Source organism: Streptomyces sp. NPDC001843 (genome assembly GCF_042891955.1).
Classification (GTDB): domain Bacteria; phylum Actinomycetota; class Actinomycetes; order Streptomycetales; family Streptomycetaceae; genus Streptomyces.
Map to the genome: position 1 here is coordinate 893,056 of NZ_JBIATQ010000001.1, position 16,917 is coordinate 909,972.

12 protein-coding genes are annotated in these 16,917 nt (G+C 70.3%); 3 read left to right on the forward strand and 9 right to left on the reverse strand.

Annotation, left to right across the window (positions count from 1 at the left end):
• Window positions 1-28: 28 nt before the first annotated feature.
• Complete coding sequence (locus tag ACFYZQ_RS04205) at window positions 29-901, forward strand: DUF3097 domain-containing protein (RefSeq protein ID WP_389141372.1); 873 nt, start codon at window positions 29-31, stop codon at window positions 899-901.
• Here the strand turns inward: ACFYZQ_RS04205 and ACFYZQ_RS04210 are convergent.
• From ACFYZQ_RS04210 to ACFYZQ_RS04220, 3 genes are all read right to left on the reverse strand, one after another.
• Window positions 879-1,469, reverse strand: a complete 591-nt coding sequence (locus tag ACFYZQ_RS04210) for a Uma2 family endonuclease (protein WP_389141374.1) — start codon at window positions 1,467-1,469, stop codon at window positions 879-881. The two genes, ACFYZQ_RS04205 and ACFYZQ_RS04210, sit on opposite strands and share 23 nt — an antisense overlap.
• A 104-nt stretch (window positions 1,470-1,573) precedes the next feature.
• Entirely contained in the window at window positions 1,574-2,806 is a 1,233-nt protein-coding gene (gene hemW, locus ACFYZQ_RS04215) for a radical SAM family heme chaperone HemW (protein WP_389141376.1), read from the reverse strand.
• 46 nt (window positions 2,807-2,852) lie between these two features.
• The gene (locus tag ACFYZQ_RS04220; protein ID WP_389141378.1) at window positions 2,853-4,742 is read right to left on the reverse strand and encodes a SpoIIE family protein phosphatase; all 1,890 of its coding nucleotides are present in this window, start codon (window positions 4,740-4,742) and stop codon (window positions 2,853-2,855) included.
• 113 nt (window positions 4,743-4,855) lie between these two features.
• Here ACFYZQ_RS04220 and ACFYZQ_RS04225 point away from each other — a divergent pair, with 113 nt between their 5' ends.
• A complete protein-coding gene (locus ACFYZQ_RS04225; protein WP_389141380.1) occupies window positions 4,856-8,986 on the forward strand; it encodes a HAMP domain-containing protein in 4,131 nt (1,376 codons plus the stop codon).
• A gap of 54 nt (window positions 8,987-9,040) precedes the next feature.
• Here the strand turns inward: ACFYZQ_RS04225 and ACFYZQ_RS04230 are convergent, their stop codons facing one another.
• The gene (locus ACFYZQ_RS04230) at window positions 9,041-10,915 is read right to left on the reverse strand and encodes an AMP-dependent synthetase/ligase (RefSeq protein ID WP_389141382.1); all 1,875 of its coding nucleotides are present in this window, start codon (window positions 10,913-10,915) and stop codon (window positions 9,041-9,043) included.
• A gap of 261 nt (window positions 10,916-11,176) precedes the next feature.
• Window positions 11,177-13,045 carry a translation elongation factor 4 gene (lepA, locus tag ACFYZQ_RS04235; protein WP_389141384.1) on the reverse strand — a complete coding sequence of 623 codons (1,869 nt, stop codon included), beginning with the start codon at window positions 13,043-13,045 and terminating at the stop codon, window positions 11,177-11,179.
• A gap of 220 nt (window positions 13,046-13,265) precedes the next feature.
• Between lepA and rpsT the strand changes: the two genes are divergently transcribed.
• Entirely contained in the window at window positions 13,266-13,532 is a 267-nt protein-coding gene (gene rpsT, locus ACFYZQ_RS04240; RefSeq protein WP_196462792.1) for a 30S ribosomal protein S20, read from the forward strand.
• A gap of 238 nt (window positions 13,533-13,770) precedes the next feature.
• Here the strand turns inward: rpsT and holA are convergent, their stop codons facing one another.
• From holA to ACFYZQ_RS04260, 4 genes are all read right to left on the reverse strand, one after another.
• On the reverse strand, window positions 13,771-14,760 hold the full coding sequence (gene holA, locus ACFYZQ_RS04245) for a DNA polymerase III subunit delta (protein WP_389141386.1): 990 nt from the start codon (window positions 14,758-14,760) through the stop codon (window positions 13,771-13,773).
• A gap of 57 nt (window positions 14,761-14,817) precedes the next feature.
• The gene (locus tag ACFYZQ_RS04250; protein WP_389141388.1) at window positions 14,818-15,063 is read right to left on the reverse strand and encodes a hypothetical protein; all 246 of its coding nucleotides are present in this window, start codon (window positions 15,061-15,063) and stop codon (window positions 14,818-14,820) included.
• A 23-nt stretch (window positions 15,064-15,086) separates the two neighbouring features.
• Entirely contained in the window at window positions 15,087-15,968 is an 882-nt protein-coding gene (locus tag ACFYZQ_RS04255; RefSeq protein ID WP_389141390.1) for a YceI family protein, read from the reverse strand.
• Between the two features lie 142 nt (window positions 15,969-16,110).
• Entirely contained in the window at window positions 16,111-16,917 is an 807-nt protein-coding gene (locus ACFYZQ_RS04260; RefSeq protein WP_389141392.1) for an arylamine N-acetyltransferase, read from the reverse strand.

Consider the following 16,917-nt stretch of genomic DNA (forward strand, 5'->3'; position numbering starts at 1 on the left):
CGGTACGGGTTCTCCTATCGTCATCGGAATGCGCCCACCCGTCTCCCGCCACCGCCCTTCCAACGAGGGCCCTTCGGGCCCGCGCCCTCGTGTGTACTCCGCCGATCTGACCCCTCCCTGGAAGAAGCCCAAGCCCGTACCCGAGGTCCCGGCGGAGCCCGGCCTAGTGGTGGAGGAGCCCGGCACCGGGTTCTGCGGCGCGGTGATCCGCTGCGAGGCGGGCACGGTGACCCTGGAGGACCGCTTCGGCAAGCACCGGGTGTTCCCGCTGGAGCCGGGCGGGTTCCTGCTGGAGGGCAGGGTGGTCACGCTGGTGCGGCCGTCGTCCTCGGCGCCGGTACGTCCCACCCGTACGGCCTCCGGTTCGGTCGCCGTTCCCGGCGCACGCGCGCGTGTGGCCCGCGCCGGGCGCATCTACGTCGAGGGCCGGCACGACGCGGAACTGGTCGAGAAGGTGTGGGGCGACGACCTGCGCATCGAGGGCGTGGTCGTGGAGTACCTGGAGGGTGTGGACGACCTGCCGGCGATCGTGGAGGAGTTCGGGCCGGGGCCGGACGCCCGTCTGGGGGTGCTGGTGGACCATCTGGTGCCGGGCACGAAGGAGTGGCGGATCGCCGAGTCGGTGACGAGCGAGCACGCGTTGGTCGTGGGCCACCCGTACATCGACATCTGGGAGGCCGTGAAGCCGTCCTCCCTCGGCATCGAGGCGTGGCCCCGGGTTCCGCACGGTCAGGACTGGAAGACCGGCGTGTGCCGGGCGCTGGGCTGGCCGTCGGAGAACACCGGGGCGGTGTGGCAGGCGATCCTGAAGCGGGTGACGTCCTACAAGGACCTGCAGCCGGAGTTGCTGGGGAGGGTGGAGGAGCTGATCGACTTCGTCACGGGTAGCGGTGGGGCCTGACGTTCTCATACGGGACGAATTCACTGGTGTCCAGATCGACGCCGATGGGCTCCAGCGGTGTGAGATCGCCGAACTTCGTGATGCGTTGCCTACGGTAATCCGCGCTCTCCCCGTACCCTGTCGGCTCGGTGAGCAGTACGCACTGGGCCATGACAGGATCGATGATCAAGTAGGCTGGCACCTTTGCCGCCGCGTAGATCGAGCGCTTGACTCCGTAATCACGACCCACGCTCGTCTTGGAGACGACCTCCACGAGCATCGTGATGACTTCGGACGGCATCAGCCTTCCTTGCCCCGGCCCGACACCTCGTTCAAGCACCACGAGGTCGGGCTGCGGCTGGCTCGTCTCTTCAAGGATGGCGATGTCCTGAGTCTGGAGCCGTCGCCAGTCCCGACGGGGGATCTGGTCGACAACCGCTTCCACGATGTCGTTGTGGGCTACGTCCGGCCCCGCCATCATCACGATTTCCCCCCGGAGGAGCTCGACCTTGAATTCCTCGGGAAACTCAAAGTTCTCGAAGAACGTCACGATTCCGGTGGTCATCGGTCGGTCTTCCACAGCGGTCATCTCCGCAGTCCTCCGGTTTCCGCCACCGTGCAATTACGGCGGCAGCCTACGAACCAGGTTAGGGACCGAACCGGCGTTCCGAGGGGATTCACTCGCCGGAGTGATCAGTCCACCAGGTCCCGCACCACCGCGTCCGCCAGCAGCCGCCCCCGCAGGGTGAGCACCGCCCGCCCCTCCTCGTACGGTCCCGCCTCCAGCAGCCCCTCCCCCAGCGCCCGCCGAGAAGCCGCCAGCCCCTCCTCCTTCAGCAGCGCCAGCGGCACCCCCTCCCGCAGCCTCAGCTCCAGCAGGATGCGCTCCACCCGCCGGTCCTCGTCCGACAGCAGCTCGCGCCCCGCACCCGGCGACCGCCCCGACGCCAGCGCCGCCGCGTACGCCCCCGGGTGCTTCACGTTCCACCAGCGGACGCCCCCCACGTGCGAGTGCGCCCCCGGTCCCGCGCCCCACCAGTCGGCGCCCCGCCAGTACAGCTCGTTGTGCAGGCAGCGGGCCGACTCGGAGGTGGCCCAGTTCGACACCTCGTACCAGTCATAGCCCGCCGCCGTCAGCCGCTCCTCCGCGATCAGGTACCGGTCCGCGTGCACGTCGTCGTCGGTCATCGGCACCTCGCCCCGCCGGATGCGGCGGGCGAGCTGCGTGCCCTCCTCGACGATCAGGGCGTACGCGGAGACGTGGTCCGGACCGGCCCCCAGCGCCGCGTCCAGCGACGCCCGCCAGTCGTCGTCCGACTCCCCCGGCGTGCCGTAGATCAGGTCGAGGTTGACGTGCTCGAAGCCCGCCGCGCGGGCCTCCGCGACGCAGGCCTCCGGGCGGCCCGGGGTGTGGGTGCGGTCCAGCACCTTCAGCACGTGCTGCCGCGCGCTCTGCATGCCGAAGGAGACCCGGTTGAAGCCGCCCTCCCGCAGCCGCGCCAGGTACGCCGGGTCCACCGACTCCGGGTTCGCCTCGGTCGTGATCTCCGCGTCGGGCGCGAGGCCGAACTCGTCGCGGATCGCGGCCAGCATCCGTACGAGGTCGTCGGCGGCCAGCAGCGTCGGCGTACCGCCGCCGACGAACACGGTGCGGACCTCGCGCGGGTCGTCGCCGAGCACCTTGCGGGCCAGGCGGATCTCGTCGGTCAGGGTGTCCGCGTAGTTGTCGCGGGAAGCGAGCACACCGCCGGTGCCGCGCAGCTCGGTGGCGGTGTAGGTGTTGAAGTCGCAGTAGCCGCAGCGGGTCGCGCAGTACGGGACGTGCAGATAGAACCCGAGGGGGCGGTCGGTGGCCCCGGCGAGCGCGGACGCGGGCAGTGCGCCGTCGGCGGGTACGGGCTCGCCGTCGGGGAGTGCGGAAGGCATGTCCCCCATTGTCCCGCACCGCCACGGGTCACTGCGGTCACTCCGGTCACTCCGCCCGCAGCACCAGCAGCGCCAGGTCGTCCTCCGGCTGCCCGCCGCCGAACTCGTGCACCAGCCGGCGGATGCGTTCCGCTGTCCGTTCGGCGCTCAGCCCCGCGCATCCGGCGAGGGCCACGGCGAGCCCGTCGCCGTCGTCGAACTGGCGGGAGCCGGAGCGCCGCTCGGTGACCCCGTCCGTGACGCACAGCAGCGTGTCGCCGGAAGTCAGCTCGAAGGTCTCGCTGGTGTACGTCTCGTCCTCGATGACCCCGAGGAGCGTCTGCGGCCTCGCGACGGTTCGGACCCCGCCGTCGGGCCCGAGGAGCAGCGGAAGGGGGTGCCCGGCGGAGGCGAGGGTGCAGCGGACGCCGCCGTCGAAGGGGGCGAGCTCACCGTAGAGCAGGGAGAGGAAACGGGTCTGCGGGCCTTCCCCGGGGGCGACCGGGCGGCCGCCGGCGGCGACCAGGGCGCGGGCGGCTGCGTCGGCGGCCTCGGTGGCGTCGTCGAGGAGGAGCTGGTTGAGACGGTCGAGGACGTCGGCGACGCGGTAGCCCTCGCGGGCGAGGAGACGCAGCCAGGGGCGGGCCAGGCCGATCACCACCGCGGCCTCCGGTCCCTTGCCCTGCACGTCGCCGACCGCGAAGCAGAAGCGGCCGTCGCCCGCCGGGAACAGGTCGTAGAAGTCCCCGCTGGGGCCGCCCTTGTCGCAGGGTTCGTAGACGAGTGCGCTGCTCACACCGGGGATCTCGGCGACCGCGCCGGGCAGCAGACCACGCTGGAGGACGGCGCTGATGGTGGCCTGGCGGGCGTACTGGCGGGCCGCGCCGATGGCCAGCGCCACCCGGCGGCTGAGGTCCTCGACCAGGCCGGTGATCTCGTCGGGGAAGTACGGCTCCCCGCACCGCCCGATCACCAGCGTGCCCAGCGGGCGGCCGCCCGCGACCAGCCGGTACGCCAGCGCGGAGCCGTCCGTGCCGTGCGGGCCGAGGGCCTCGCCGGGCCAGGGGTAGGGCTCGGGGCCGGACAGCGCGCCGTCCCGGGGGCACGGCGGGTCCTTCTCCAGGGCCCGGCGCAGCTCCTCGATGCGGTTCTCGCTGCCGTGCCAGACCCGGGCGAGGCGCGGCCCGGCCGCCCCGGTCCCGTCGGCCCAGCCGCCGCGTACCGTCGACTCGTCCTCCAGCCACACCGCGCACCAGTCGGCGAGCCGGGGCACGATCAGCTGTCCGGCGAGCGCGGCGACGAGGTTCTCGTCGAGCTGTCCGGCGAGCAGGTCGGAGGCCTCGGCGAGGAAGGACAGGGCGCCGCGGCCGAGCCATTCCCGGTCGCGTTCGGGCCGCCGGGGCTCGGGGGCGAGGATCTCGGCGACCTCCAGTCCGCGTTCCCCGGCGTAGGCCTCGGGCTCCTCCGCGCCCGGGCTGCCCTCGGCGGGCAGGCGTGCCCAGACCGTCTTGGCGCCGGTGCGGTAGGTGACGCCCCAGGCCTCGGCGAGCGTGGCGACCAGGCGCAGGCCGCGCCCGTACTCGGGTGTCCCGTACGGCGTTTCGGTGCCGTCCTGGCGGAGGGCGCGGGAGGGGTGGTGGTCGCAGGCCTCGATGACGAGCGCGCCGCTCTCCTCCAGGCGGCAGATCAGTTCGACGTCGGTGCCCGCGTGGACGACGGCGTTGGTGACGAGTTCGCTGACGACCACCACGGCGTCGTCGGCGAGCTGTGGCGAGGGCGCGAGCCCGAGGCCGGTCCACTCGGCGAGCGCCGCGCGCAGCAGTGCGCGGGCGGATCCGGCCGCGAGGGGGCTTGAGGGAAGGGTCGCGCGCACGGCCGCGCGCTCCGCCGCGTTCCTGTGCGCAGGCACATCAGAGGCACGGGACACGGTCTCCCGTTGCGTCGGTATGGCGCCCATGGCCGACTCCCCGAGCAGATCGGACGAACTTCAGACGAATGCGTCTCGGTCACTGCCGACAGGGTGACAGACTGACTGCGCCCATAAGCGCCGAGTTACCGAAGTGGGCCGCCATGAGTGAGAACAACGCCACGCGTGTGCTCGAAGACGGACAGAAGTCGGAACAAGTCCGCCCATCCGATCTTCGCCCGCTGCTGGCCGCGATGACCGCCGCCCGGGACGGCGACTTCACGAAGGTCCCGGAGGCCGGGCACGGTGTGGTCGCCGAACTCACCGCGGTCTTCAACCAGATCATGGACCGCAGTGTGCACTTCAACTCGGAGGTGCAGCGGGTGAAGCGGGAGCTGGTGCGGCACGGGCGGCTCGACGAGCGGGTCTCGGCGAGCCCCGGGCAGGGCGCCTGGACGTCCCGGGTCGGCGACGTGAACCAGATCCTGGACGCCCTGGTGGCCCCGGCGGCCAATGCCGCGCGCGTGCTGGACGCGGTGGCCGGCGGTGACCTGACCCAGCGGGTCGACCTGCACGACGGCAGCCGCCAGTTGCGCGGCGATCTGCGGCGGCTCGGCCGGGCGGTGAACACGATGGTCGACCAGCTCTCCCTGTTCACCGGCGAGGTGACCCGGGTGGCGCGCGAGGTGGGCACCGAGGGGCGGCTCGGCGGACGGGCCAACGTGCGGGGTCTCTCGGGCAGTTGGCGGGACGTGACGCAGGCGGTCAACACGATGGCGGCCCGGCTGACCGCGCAGGTCCGGGACATCGCCCTGGTGACCACGGCGGTGGCGCGCGGCGATCTGACCCGTACGGTGACGGTGGAGGCGACCGGTGAGCTGCTGGAGCTGAAGCTCACCGTGAACACGATGGTGGACCAGCTCTCCGCGTTCGCCGACGAGGTCACCCGGGTGGCCCGCGAGGTCGGCACCGAGGGCCGGCTCGGCGGGCGGGCGCAGGTGCGCGGGGTGTCCGGGGTGTGGAAGGACCTCACCGACAACGTCAACTTCATGGCCTCGAACCTGACCTCGCAGGTCCGCAACATCGCCCAGGTGACCACGGCCGTCGCCAACGGCGACCTGAGCCAGAAGATCACGGTGGACGCGCAGGGCGAGATCCTGGAGCTGAAGTCCACGATCAACACCATGGTCGACCAGCTCTCCGCGTTCGCCGACGAGGTCACCCGGGTGGCCCGCGAGGTCGGCACGGAGGGCAACCTGGGCGGGCGGGCGCAGGTGCGCGGGGTGTCCGGGGTGTGGAAGGACCTGACGGAGAACGTCAACTTCATGGCGGACAACCTCACCTCGCAGGTCCGCAACATCGCGCTGGTCTCGACCGCCGTGGCACAGGGCGACCTCGGGAAGAAGATCACGGTGGAGGCGAAGGGCGAGATCCTGGAGCTGAAGTCCACGATCAACACCATGGTCGACCAGCTCTCCGCGTTCGCCGACGAGGTCACGCGCGTGGCCCGCGAGGTCGGCACCGAGGGCAACCTCGGTGGTCAGGCGCAGGTGCGGGGCGTCTCCGGCGTCTGGAAGGACCTCACCGACAACGTCAACTTCATGGCGCTCAACCTCACTTCGCAGGTCCGCAACATCGCCCAGGTGACCACGGCCGTCGCCAACGGCGACCTGTCGAAGAAGATCACCGTCGACGCGCGCGGCGAGATCCTCGAGCTCAAGGACACCGTCAACACGATGGTGGAGCAGCTGCGCGCCTTCGCCGACGAGGTGACCCGGGTGGCCCGTGAGGTCGGCACCGACGGCCGGCTGGGCGGCCGGGCCCAGGTGCTGGGCGTCCTCGGGGTCTGGCGTGACCTGACGGACAACGTCAACTACATGGCGGACAACCTCACTTCGCAGGTCCGCAACATCGCGCAGGTCACCACGGCCGTCGCCAACGGCGACCTGTCGAAGAAGATCGACGTGGACGCCCGCGGTGAGATCCTGGAGCTGAAGACCGCCATCAACACCATGGTCGACACGCTGTCCTCGTTCTCCTCCGAGGTGACGCGGGTGGCCCGGGAGGTCGGCAGTGACGGCCGGCTCGGCGGCCAGGCCCGGGTGGAGGGCGTGTACGGCACCTGGAAGCGCCTGACGACCAATGTCAACGAGCTCGCCCTGAACCTGACCACCCAGGTCCGTGCCATCGCCGAGGTCGCCTCCGCGGTGGCCCAGGGCGACATGTCCCGCTCGATCACGGTGGAGGCGCGCGGCGAGGTCGCCGAGCTGAAGGACAACATCAACCTGATGGTGGCCAACCTGCGCGAGACCACCCGGGCCAAGGACTGGCTGGAGTCCAACCTGGCCCGGCTGGCCGCCCTGATGCAGGGCCACCGGGACCTGATGGAGGTCGCCGACCTGATCCTGCGGGAGCTGACACCGCTGGTGAACGCCCAGTACGGGGCGTTCTACCTGGCCAACCCGGAGGAGGACCCGGCGGTGCGCAGCGCCGTCCCCGCCAAGGGGCTGGCGTTCATCGCCGGGTACGGGGCGGCGGAGGGCGCGACCGTCGAGACCGGCGGCCTCCCGGTGCACGGGCTGGTCCGCCAGGCGGCCCGGGAGAAGCAGCGGATCCTGGTGGAGGGGGCCCCGCCGGACTACATCAAGATCAACAGCGGTCTTGGCGAGGCGGCCCCCACCACCATCGTGATCATTCCGATCCTGTTCGAGGACAAGCTCCTCGGAGTGGTCGAACTCGCCTCCTTCTCCCGCTTCTCCGACGTGCACCTGGCGTTCTTCGACCAGTTCGTGAACACCATCGGCGTGGCCATCAACACGATCATCGCCAACTCCCGCACCGAGTCCCTGCTCGGCGAGTCCCAGCGCCTCGCGATGCAGTTGCAGGAACGCTCGGACGAACTGCAGAAGCAGCAGGCGGAGTTGCGGCGTTCCAACGCGGAACTGGAGGAGAAGGCCGCCCTGCTCGCGACCTCGTCCCAGTACAAGTCGGAGTTCCTGGCGAACATGTCGCACGAGCTGCGCACCCCGCTGAACTCGCTGCTGATCCTGGCCCGGCTGCTGTCCGACAACCCGGACGGCCATCTCTCCGACCAGGAGGTCCAGTTCGCGACGACGATCCACCGCTCCGGCTCCGACCTGCTGCAGCTGATCAACGACATCCTGGACCTTTCGAAGATCGAGGCGGGCCGCATGGACGTCCGCCCGAAGCGGCTGCCGCTGATCAAGCTGCTGGACTACGTCCACGCCACCTTCCGCCCGCTCACCATCGACCGGGGGCTCGCGTTCGAGGTCACGGTCGGCGAGAACGTCCCGCGGGAGATGTACTCCGACGAGCAGCGCCTGCAGCAGATCCTGCGCAACCTCCTGTCCAACGCGATCAAGTTCACCGCGACGGGCCGGGTCGAGCTGCGGGTGAACCGGGTCCAGGACCCGGAACAGCGATGGGGGTCCCCCCGCTCGAGCGAAGTCGAGAGTGGGGGAGTCCGCGACGGCGGCGAGGTGATCGCGTTCGCCGTCAACGACACCGGCATCGGGATCGCGCCCGAGAAACTCCCGGTGATCTTCGAGGCGTTCCAGCAGGCCGACGGCACGACGAACCGCAAGTACGGCGGCACCGGACTGGGACTGTCCATCAGCCGGGAGATCGCGGGCCTGCTCGGCGGCCGGATCGTCGCGGAGAGCGAACCCGGCAGGGGCTCCACCTTCACGCTGTACGTCCCCGTCGTCAGCCCGGGGCACCCGGCGACCGGCCCGGGGGCGGACGTCCCGCTTCCGGAGCAGCTTTCGGCGGAGCCGCTCGCCGCCGACGACTCCTGGCCCGCGCCCACCAAGCTGGAGGCGTGGCAGACGGGCCGCGCGGGCCAGGTGCTGCCCGGCCGGCGGGTGCTGATCGTCGACGACGACATCCGCAACGTCTTCGCCCTCACCCACGTCCTGGGCCGTGTCGGCATGCCCGTGCTGTACGCGGAGAACGGGCGCGAGGGCATCGAGACCCTGGAACGCCACCCGGACGTCGAACTGGTCCTGATGGACATCATGATGCCGGAGATGGACGGCTACGAGACGATCTCCGCCATCCGCCGCGCCCCGCGCTGGGCCGGCCTGCCCATCGTCGCCCTCACCGCGAAGGCCATGCCGGGCGACCGGGAGAAGTCCATCGCGCGCGGCGCCAACGACTACGTACCGAAACCGGTGGACGTCGACCGGCTGCTCACGGTCGTCTGCGCGCTGCTTGACCCCGAAGGTGCGGCTCCCGCCGTTGAGAGCGGACCGGATGAGGCACCGTCACCATGAGCGCGGGCGGGGCGGGCCGGAGCCCGCCCCCGGGTTCCGGCCGCCCCCATGGGCTCACGCCTCTCGCGAGCCCGCGTACATCTCGTCGATGAGGTGCTTGTACTCCCGCTCCACCACCGGCCGCTTCAGCTTCAGGCTGGGGGTGATCTCACCGTGCTCGACGTCGAGGTCGCGCGGCAGGAGCCGGAACTTCTTGATGGTCTGCCAGCGCTGGAGGCCGGAGTTGAGCTGCTGGACGTAGCCGTCGACCATCTCGACGGTGGCCGGGGCGGCGACGATCTCGGCGTACGACCTGCCCTCCAGCCCGTTCTCCTTCGCCCAGTCGAGGATCGAGGGCTCGTCGAGGGCGATGAGGGCGGTGCAGAAGTTCCGGTCGGCGCCGTGCACCAGGATGTTGGAGACGTACGGGCACACGGCCTTGAACTGGCCCTCGACCTCGGCCGGCGCGATGTACTTGCCACCCGAGGTTTTGATCAGGTCCTTCTTGCGGTCGGTGATGCGCAGATAGCCGTCGGGCGACAGCTCGCCGATGTCACCGGTGTGGAACCAGCCGTCCGACTCCAGGACCTCGGCGGTCTTCTCGGGCAGCCCGTGGTAGCCCTCCATGATGCCCGGGCCGCGCAGCAGGATCTCCCCGTCGTCCGCGATGCGCACCTCCGTGCCGGGCAACGGCTTGCCGACCGTGCCGGTGCGGTAGGCCTCGCCGGGGTTGACGAAGGAGGCCGCGGAGGACTCCGTGAGGCCGTAGCCCTCCAGGATGTGGATGCCGGCGCCGGCGAAGAAGTAGCCGATCTCGGGGGCGAGGGCCGCGCTGCCCGAGACACAGGCCCGCAGCCGGCCGCCGAAGGCCTCGCGGATCTTGGCGAAGACGAGCGCGTCGGCGACCTTGTGCTTGGCGCCGAGACCGAAGGGCACGGAGTGGGTGCCGGTGCGGCGGAAGTTGTCCTGCGAGACCTTGGCGTACTCGCGGGCGACCTCGGCGGCCCACTGGAAGATCTTGTACTTGGCCGGTCCGCCGGCGCGGGCCTTGGCGGCGACCCCGTTGTACACCTTCTCGAAGATCCGCGGGACGGCCGCCATGTAGGTCGGCTGCACCACCGGCAGCTGCTCGATGATCTTGTCGACACGGCCGTCGACGGCGGTGACGTGCCCGACCTCGATCTGCCCGGAGGTCAGCACCTTGCCGAAGACGTGAGCGAGCGGCAGCCACAGGTACTGCACGTCCTCGGGGCCGAGCAGCCCGGTCGCGGCGATCGCCTTCGCCATGTACGACCAGTTGTCGTGCGGGAGGCGGACGCCCTTGGGGCGGCCGGTGGTGCCGGAGGTGTAGATCAGCGTCGCGAGCTGGTCCTTGGTGATCGCACCGACCCGCTCCTTGATCAGCTCCGGGTGCTTCTCCAGGTACGCGGCGCCGCGCTCCTCGAGCTCGGCGAGGGTGAGCACCCAGTCGCCGGTCTCGACGCCCGCCGGGTCGATGACGACCACGTGGTGCAGCTCGGGCAGCTCGGCGCGCTTCTCCACCGCCTTGGCGAGCTGGTCGGCGTTCTCCGCGATGAGCACCCGGCTCTCGGAGTCGGAGAGGATGAAGGCCGACTCGTCGGCGTTGGTCTGCGGGTACACGGTGGTGGTGGCGGCACCCGCGCACATGATGCCGAGGTCGGCGAGGATCCACTCGATACGGGTGGAGGAGGCGAGCGCCACCCGCTGCTCGGGCTGCACACCCAGTTCGATGAGACCGGCCGCGATCGCGTGGACGCGCTCGGCCGCCTGCGCCCAGCTCAGCGACTTCCAGTCGTCGGGGCCCTGACCGGAGGCGGCCGGTACGGGGTGGCGGTACGCCTCGGCGTCCGGTGTGGCGTCGACGCGTTCCAGGAAGAGGGCCGCGACGGACGGCGGACGGTTCTCGATCAGTGTCTGTGTGTCGCTCACGACATCCTCCGGGGCCCGCGACGGCGCGGCTGTCAGTTGCGGCTGGGTTGACTCACGAACGGCGGTTCGGCCACTTGTTTAACTCGTGAGTAACTATCGAGCAGGGATCAGAGTAAAGCGCTACGGGCCGACGCGTAAGGGGCTGCGGCCTGTCACTTCGTACACACAGCGACACTACGCGCGCGTAGGGGCCCGCCGCGCTTTCGTACGACGAGCCCCTGTTGCACCTGTTTTGCCGACGCCACTCGGCGCTACCGGCGGTTACTTCTTGCCCTTGCCCGATCCCGCGCTGTCATCGCTGGAGAGGACCGCGATGAAGGCCTCCTGCGGAACCTCCACGGAACCCACCATCTTCATCCGCTTCTTGCCTTCCTTCTGCTTCTCCAGCAGCTTCCGCTTGCGGGAGATGTCACCGCCATAGCACTTGGCGAGGACGTCCTTGCGGATGGCGCGGATGGTCTCGCGGGCGATGACCCGGGAGCCGATGGCGGCCTGGACGGGGACCTCGAAGGCCTGCCGCGGGATCAGTTCCTTCAGCTTGGCCACGAGTCGCACGCCGTACGCGTACGCCTGGTCCCGGTGGGTGATCGCGGAGAAGGCGTCCACCTTGTCGCCGTGCAGCAGGATGTCGACCTTCACGAGCTGGGAGGTCTGCTCGCCGGTGGGCTCGTAGTCCAGGGAGGCGTAGCCGCGGGTCTTGGACTTCAGCTGGTCGAAGAAGTCGAAGACGATCTCGGCGAGCGGGAGCGTGTAGCGGATCTCGACCCGGTCCTCGGAGAGGTAGTCCATGCCGAGCAGGGTGCCGCGCCGGGTCTGGCACAGCTCCATGATCGACCCGATGAACTCGGTGGGCGCCAGGATCGTGGCCCGTACGACGGGCTCGTAGACCTCGCTGATCTTCCCCTCGGGGAACTCGCTCGGGTTGGTGACGGTGTACTCGCTGCCGTCCTCCATGAGGACGCGGTAGACCACGTTGGGCGCGGTGGCGATGAGGTCGAGCCCGAACTCGCGCTCGAGGCGCTCGCGGATCACGTCCAGGTGCAGCAGGCCCAGGAAGCCGACGCGGAAACCGAAGCCGAGCGCGGCGGAGGTCTCCGGCTCGTAGACCAGCGCGGCGTCGTTGAGCTGGAGCTTGTCGAGGGCCTCGCGCAGCTCGGGGTAGTCGGAGCCGTCCAGCGGATACAGGCCGGAGAAGACCATCGGCTTGGGGTCCTTGTACCCGCCGAGGGGCTCGGTGGCGCCCTTGCTCTGGCTGGTGACGGTGTCACCGACCTTGGACTGGCGGACGTCCTTCACACCGGTGATCAGATAGCCCACCTCACCGACGCCGAGGCCGTCGGCGGGGAGCATCTCGGGCGAGTTGGTGCCGATCTCCAGCAGCTCGTGCGTGGCGCCGGTGGACATCATCCTGATGCGCTCGCGCTTGTTGAGCTGGCCGTCGATGACACGGACGTAGGTCACGACGCCCCGGTAGGAGTCGTAGACCGAGTCGAAGATCATGGCGCGCGCGGGCGCGTCCTTGACGCCGACCGGCGGGGGGATCTCGGCCACGACCTTGTCGAGCAGCGCCTCCACGCCGAGTCCGGTCTTGGCGGAGACCTTGAGCACGTCGTCGGGGTCGCAGCCGACCAGGTTGGCGAGCTCCTCGGCGAACTTCTCCGGCTGTGCGGCCGGCAGGTCGATCTTGTTGAGCACCGGGATGATGGTGAGGTCGTTCTCCATCGCCAGGTACAGGTTGGCGAGGGTCTGCGCCTCGATGCCCTGGGCGGCGTCCACGAGGAGGATGGTCCCCTCGCAGGCGGCGAGCGACCGCGAGACCTCGTAGGTGAAGTCGACGTGCCCCGGGGTGTCGATCATGTTGAGGATGTGCGTGTTGCCTGGGTCGTGGGTGGGAGCCCACGGCAGACGCACCGCCTGGGACTTGATCGTGATACCGCGCTCACGCTCGATGTCCATCCGGTCGAGGTACTGAGCACGCATCTGCCGCTGCTCGACCACACCGGTCAGCTGGAGCATCCGGTCGGCGAGCGTGGACTTGCCGTGGTCGATGTGCGCGATGATGCAGAAGTTGCGGATCAGAGCCGGGTCGGTACGGCTCGGCTCGGGCACATGGTTAGGGGTCGCGGGCACGCAGGGTCCTGTCTCTTGAGGCGCCTTATGCCTCGGGTCGGATCGATACGTAGTCTCCATGGTCCCACGGGCGGGGACCTGCGACCGGTTTGGGCCACTCGATGGGCCACTGGTAGGCTGGGTGGCTGTGTCTCATGCCCTCTCTGCGCGAGGCACGACCCAAGAAATCACCGGCACGGGACCTTCGCGGCCCTGTGCCAGAACCTGAAAAGGCTCATTCGTGGCGAACATCAAGTCCCAGATCAAGCGGATCAAGACCAACGAGAAGGCCCGGCTGCGCAACAAGGCCGTCAAGTCCTCCCTGAAGACCGCGATCCGCAAGGCCCGCGAGGCCGCTGCCGCGGGTGACGTCGAGAAGGCCACCGAGTACCAGCGCGCTGCCGCGCGTCAGCTCGACAAGGCCGTCTCGAAGGGCGTCATCCACAAGAACCAGGCCGCCAACAAGAAGTCGGCGCTGGCCGCCAAGGTCACGTCCCTCAAGGGCTGAACCAGTTCTTTGATCTGACCGCCGGAAGGACCCAGAGCGGGCCCTCTCTCATCCGCTCCCGACCGGCACCCCGGGGTCCGCGCGCGGCCTGCGTTCGCCACGCGGGCGCGGATCCGACAGCTCGAAGCGAAGGCCCCACCGCTTCACCCTTCCCCAGGGTGCGCGGTGGGGCCTTCGGCTTGTCCGGCTGGGCGGCTGGCGGCTGGCGGCTGGCGGCTGGCGGCTGGCGGCTGGGCGGTTATGCGCGTCCCCGGGAACGGGCCGCACGGGCGATGGTGACGACCGCCTTCTCCAGGGCGTACTCCGGGTCGTCTCCCCCGCCCTTCACCCCCGCGTCCGCCTCAGCCACCGCCCGCAGGGCGACCGCCACCCTGTCCGGTGTCCAGCCCCGCATCTGCTGGCGCACCCGGTCGATCTTCCAGGGCGGCATGCCCAGCTCCCGCGCGAGATCGGCAGGGCGGCCGCCCCGTGCCGACGACAGCTTCCCGATCGCCCGCACGCCCTGCGCCAGCGCGCTGGTGATGAGCACCGGGGCGACTCCGGTGGCCAGCGACCATCTGAGCGCCTCCAGGGCCTCTGCCGTCCGCCCCTCGACCGCCCGGTCCGCGACCGTGAAGCTGGAGGCCTCGGCCCGCCCGGTGTAGTACCGCCCGACGACGGCCTCGTCGATGGTCCCCTCGACGTCGGCGACCAGCTGGGACACCGCCGACGCCAGTTCCCGCAGGTCACTGCCGATCGCGTCCACCAGCGCCTGGCACGCCTCGGGCGTGGCCGACCGCCCGGTCGCCCGGAACTCGCCCCGTACGAACGCCAGCCGGTCCGCCGGCTTGGTCATCTTCGGGCACGCCACCTCCCGCGCCCCCGCCTTGCGCGCGGCGTCGAGCAGCCCCTTGCCCTTCGCGCCGCCCGCGTGCAGCAGCACGAGGGTGATCTCCTCCGCGGGCGACCCGAGATACGCCTTCACGTCCTTGACCGTGTCGGCCGACAGGTCCTGGGCGTTGCGCACGACCACCACCTTGCGCTCCGCGAAGAGCGACGGGCTGGTCAGCTCGGCGAGCGTGCCGGGCTGCAACTGGTCGGGGGTCAGGTCCCGTACGTCCGTGTCGGCGTCGGCGGCCCTCGCGGCGGCCACCACCTCCTGCACGGCACGGTCGAGCAGGAGGTCCTCCTGGCCCACGGCAAGCGTCACCGGGGCGAGAGGTTCGTCGTTCGCAGTCTTCCTGGCCATCGCGACAAGCATCCCACGCACCACCGACAACGGCCCGGGGCCGGCCCCGCGGGCCCCCTAGGGTTCCTCGCGCCAGCCGTCCCACTCGCCGGCCAGCGCGTCGAGTTCCTCCGCGTCCAGCCGCTCCTCCTCATCCCGCAGGACGAGGAGCCACTGCGCGTCCTCGGCGTCGTCCTCACCGGCCAGGGCGTCCCGCACCGGCCGCGGCTCCTCCGTCACCCCGAACCGCTCCACGAGTGCCTCCGCCGCCTCCTCGGCGGCATCGCGGTCGGGCAGCACCAGCACATGTCTCACGTCGCTCACCGGGCCATTGTCCGCGGGTCTGCTCAGGACTTGGGCACCACCTGCACGTCGAGCTCGATCGCGATGGTGGGGCCGACCACCGCGATGCCCCGGGCGAGCATCGACTGCCAGCTGACGGTGAAGTCGTCGCGGTGCAGCTCGGTGACGGCCCGGCAGGCCGCCCGCGCCTCGCCCTCCATGCCGTTGCCGAGTCCCAGGTAGTCCACGTCGAGCGTCACCGTGCGCGTCACCCCGTGCAGCGACAGGGCTCCGGTGACGGCCCACTTGGTGCCGCCCTTGTGCACGAAGCGGTCGCTGTAGAACTCGAGGACCGGGAAGTTGCCGACGTCGAGGAAGTCCGCCGAGCGCAGGTGGTCGTCGCGCATCCGGACGTTGGTGTCGATGGAGGACGCGTCGATCACCACGTGCATGGCGGACCGCTCCATCGGATCGGCGATCCGCACCACCCCGGCGAACGTGTTGAACCGCCCGTGGACCCGGGCCAGTCCGATGTGCCGGGCGATGAACGCGATCGAGGAATGGGTCGGGTCGATCTCCCAGTCACCCGGCGTCGGCAGCTCCGGCGGCTGAGCGATCGGCATGATCACATCGCCGAGCGAGGTCAGCGAGCTCTCTCCGACCGTGACGGTCGCCCGGTAGGGCGCGTATCCCTCGGCCGAGACCGCGAGCCGGTATTCGCCCGCCGGGACCGTCGTCACGAAGGATCCGTACGGATCCGTCCCGCCGGAGACGACCACCCGCCCCATGGCGTCGCTGACCGTGAACTCGGCCTGCGGCACAGGGGAATTGACCGGATCGAGCACCCGGCAGCTCAGCACCCCGGCGCTGGGCGGCGTCCGGAGCGACGCGAGGGGACCCGTCCACGGCGTCCGGTTGGTCCGGCTTCCCAGCAAGCGGCCCATCATCACGACACCCCTGTGCGACTTGGCATGCTTCGTTGATCCGTTGACGAAGACGCATTCGACCATCAGTGAGGCATTCGATGCAACATGTGTCCAGCTCACAGGAAACAAGCGGTTCCGCTGGAACTACGCACGGGTAGCCCTTTTATCCGGACCGCCCGAACTTCCGCGGGGCCGGCACGCGCGTCAACTCGATTCCGAACCTCTCCCGGTACACCCCGAGCACTTCCTCGTCCGTGGTCAGCCGGCGCACCTCACGTGCCCCGTCCGCGGACGTCACCGTGAGGCTGCGGCCGCTCAGCGTGATCCGCCCTCCGTCCCGCGTGATCCGTGAGCACACCAGGGACCGTGTGAAGTGCGACCGCGGCGAGGTGCTGTGCCACCAGGCTCCGGCGGCGAAGTCACCGAGCGCCCGGGGCCGCGTCTCCAGACGGTACTGGGGCTTGCCGTCCCGCACGACGTCCAGGTCGGCGGCCTCCTCCGGCCCGGCCGCCCGGATCCGGAAGACGCCGCCGGGGTCCGGCTGCTCGCCCCGTTCCCCGAGCGCCAGCGGATGGTGGCTGTGCGCCCCGAACCCGACGTCGGCGATCCATGCACCGCCGTCCGCCGTCCGCACCCGCAGCGCCAGATGGTCGTACGGGATCCCCAGGCGGCCCTCGTCCCCGAACACCCGCCCCGCGAGCAGGTCGACGTCGAAGCCCAGCACGGTGAGCAACGCCCCGAAGGCCCCGTTCAGTTCGTAACAGAACCCGCCCCGCCGCTCAGCCACCAGTTTGTCCACGAGCCGCCCCTCCTCCAGCACGATCTCCTCTCCGAGGTGCACCGACAGGTTCTCGAAGGGCACGGTGCGTAGATGCGCGAGATGCAGTTCGCGCAGTGCTGCGGCGGTGGGCCGCGCCGGGCGCGCGACCCCGAGGCGGCGGAGATAGGCGTCGACCTGTGCGGAGTTCAT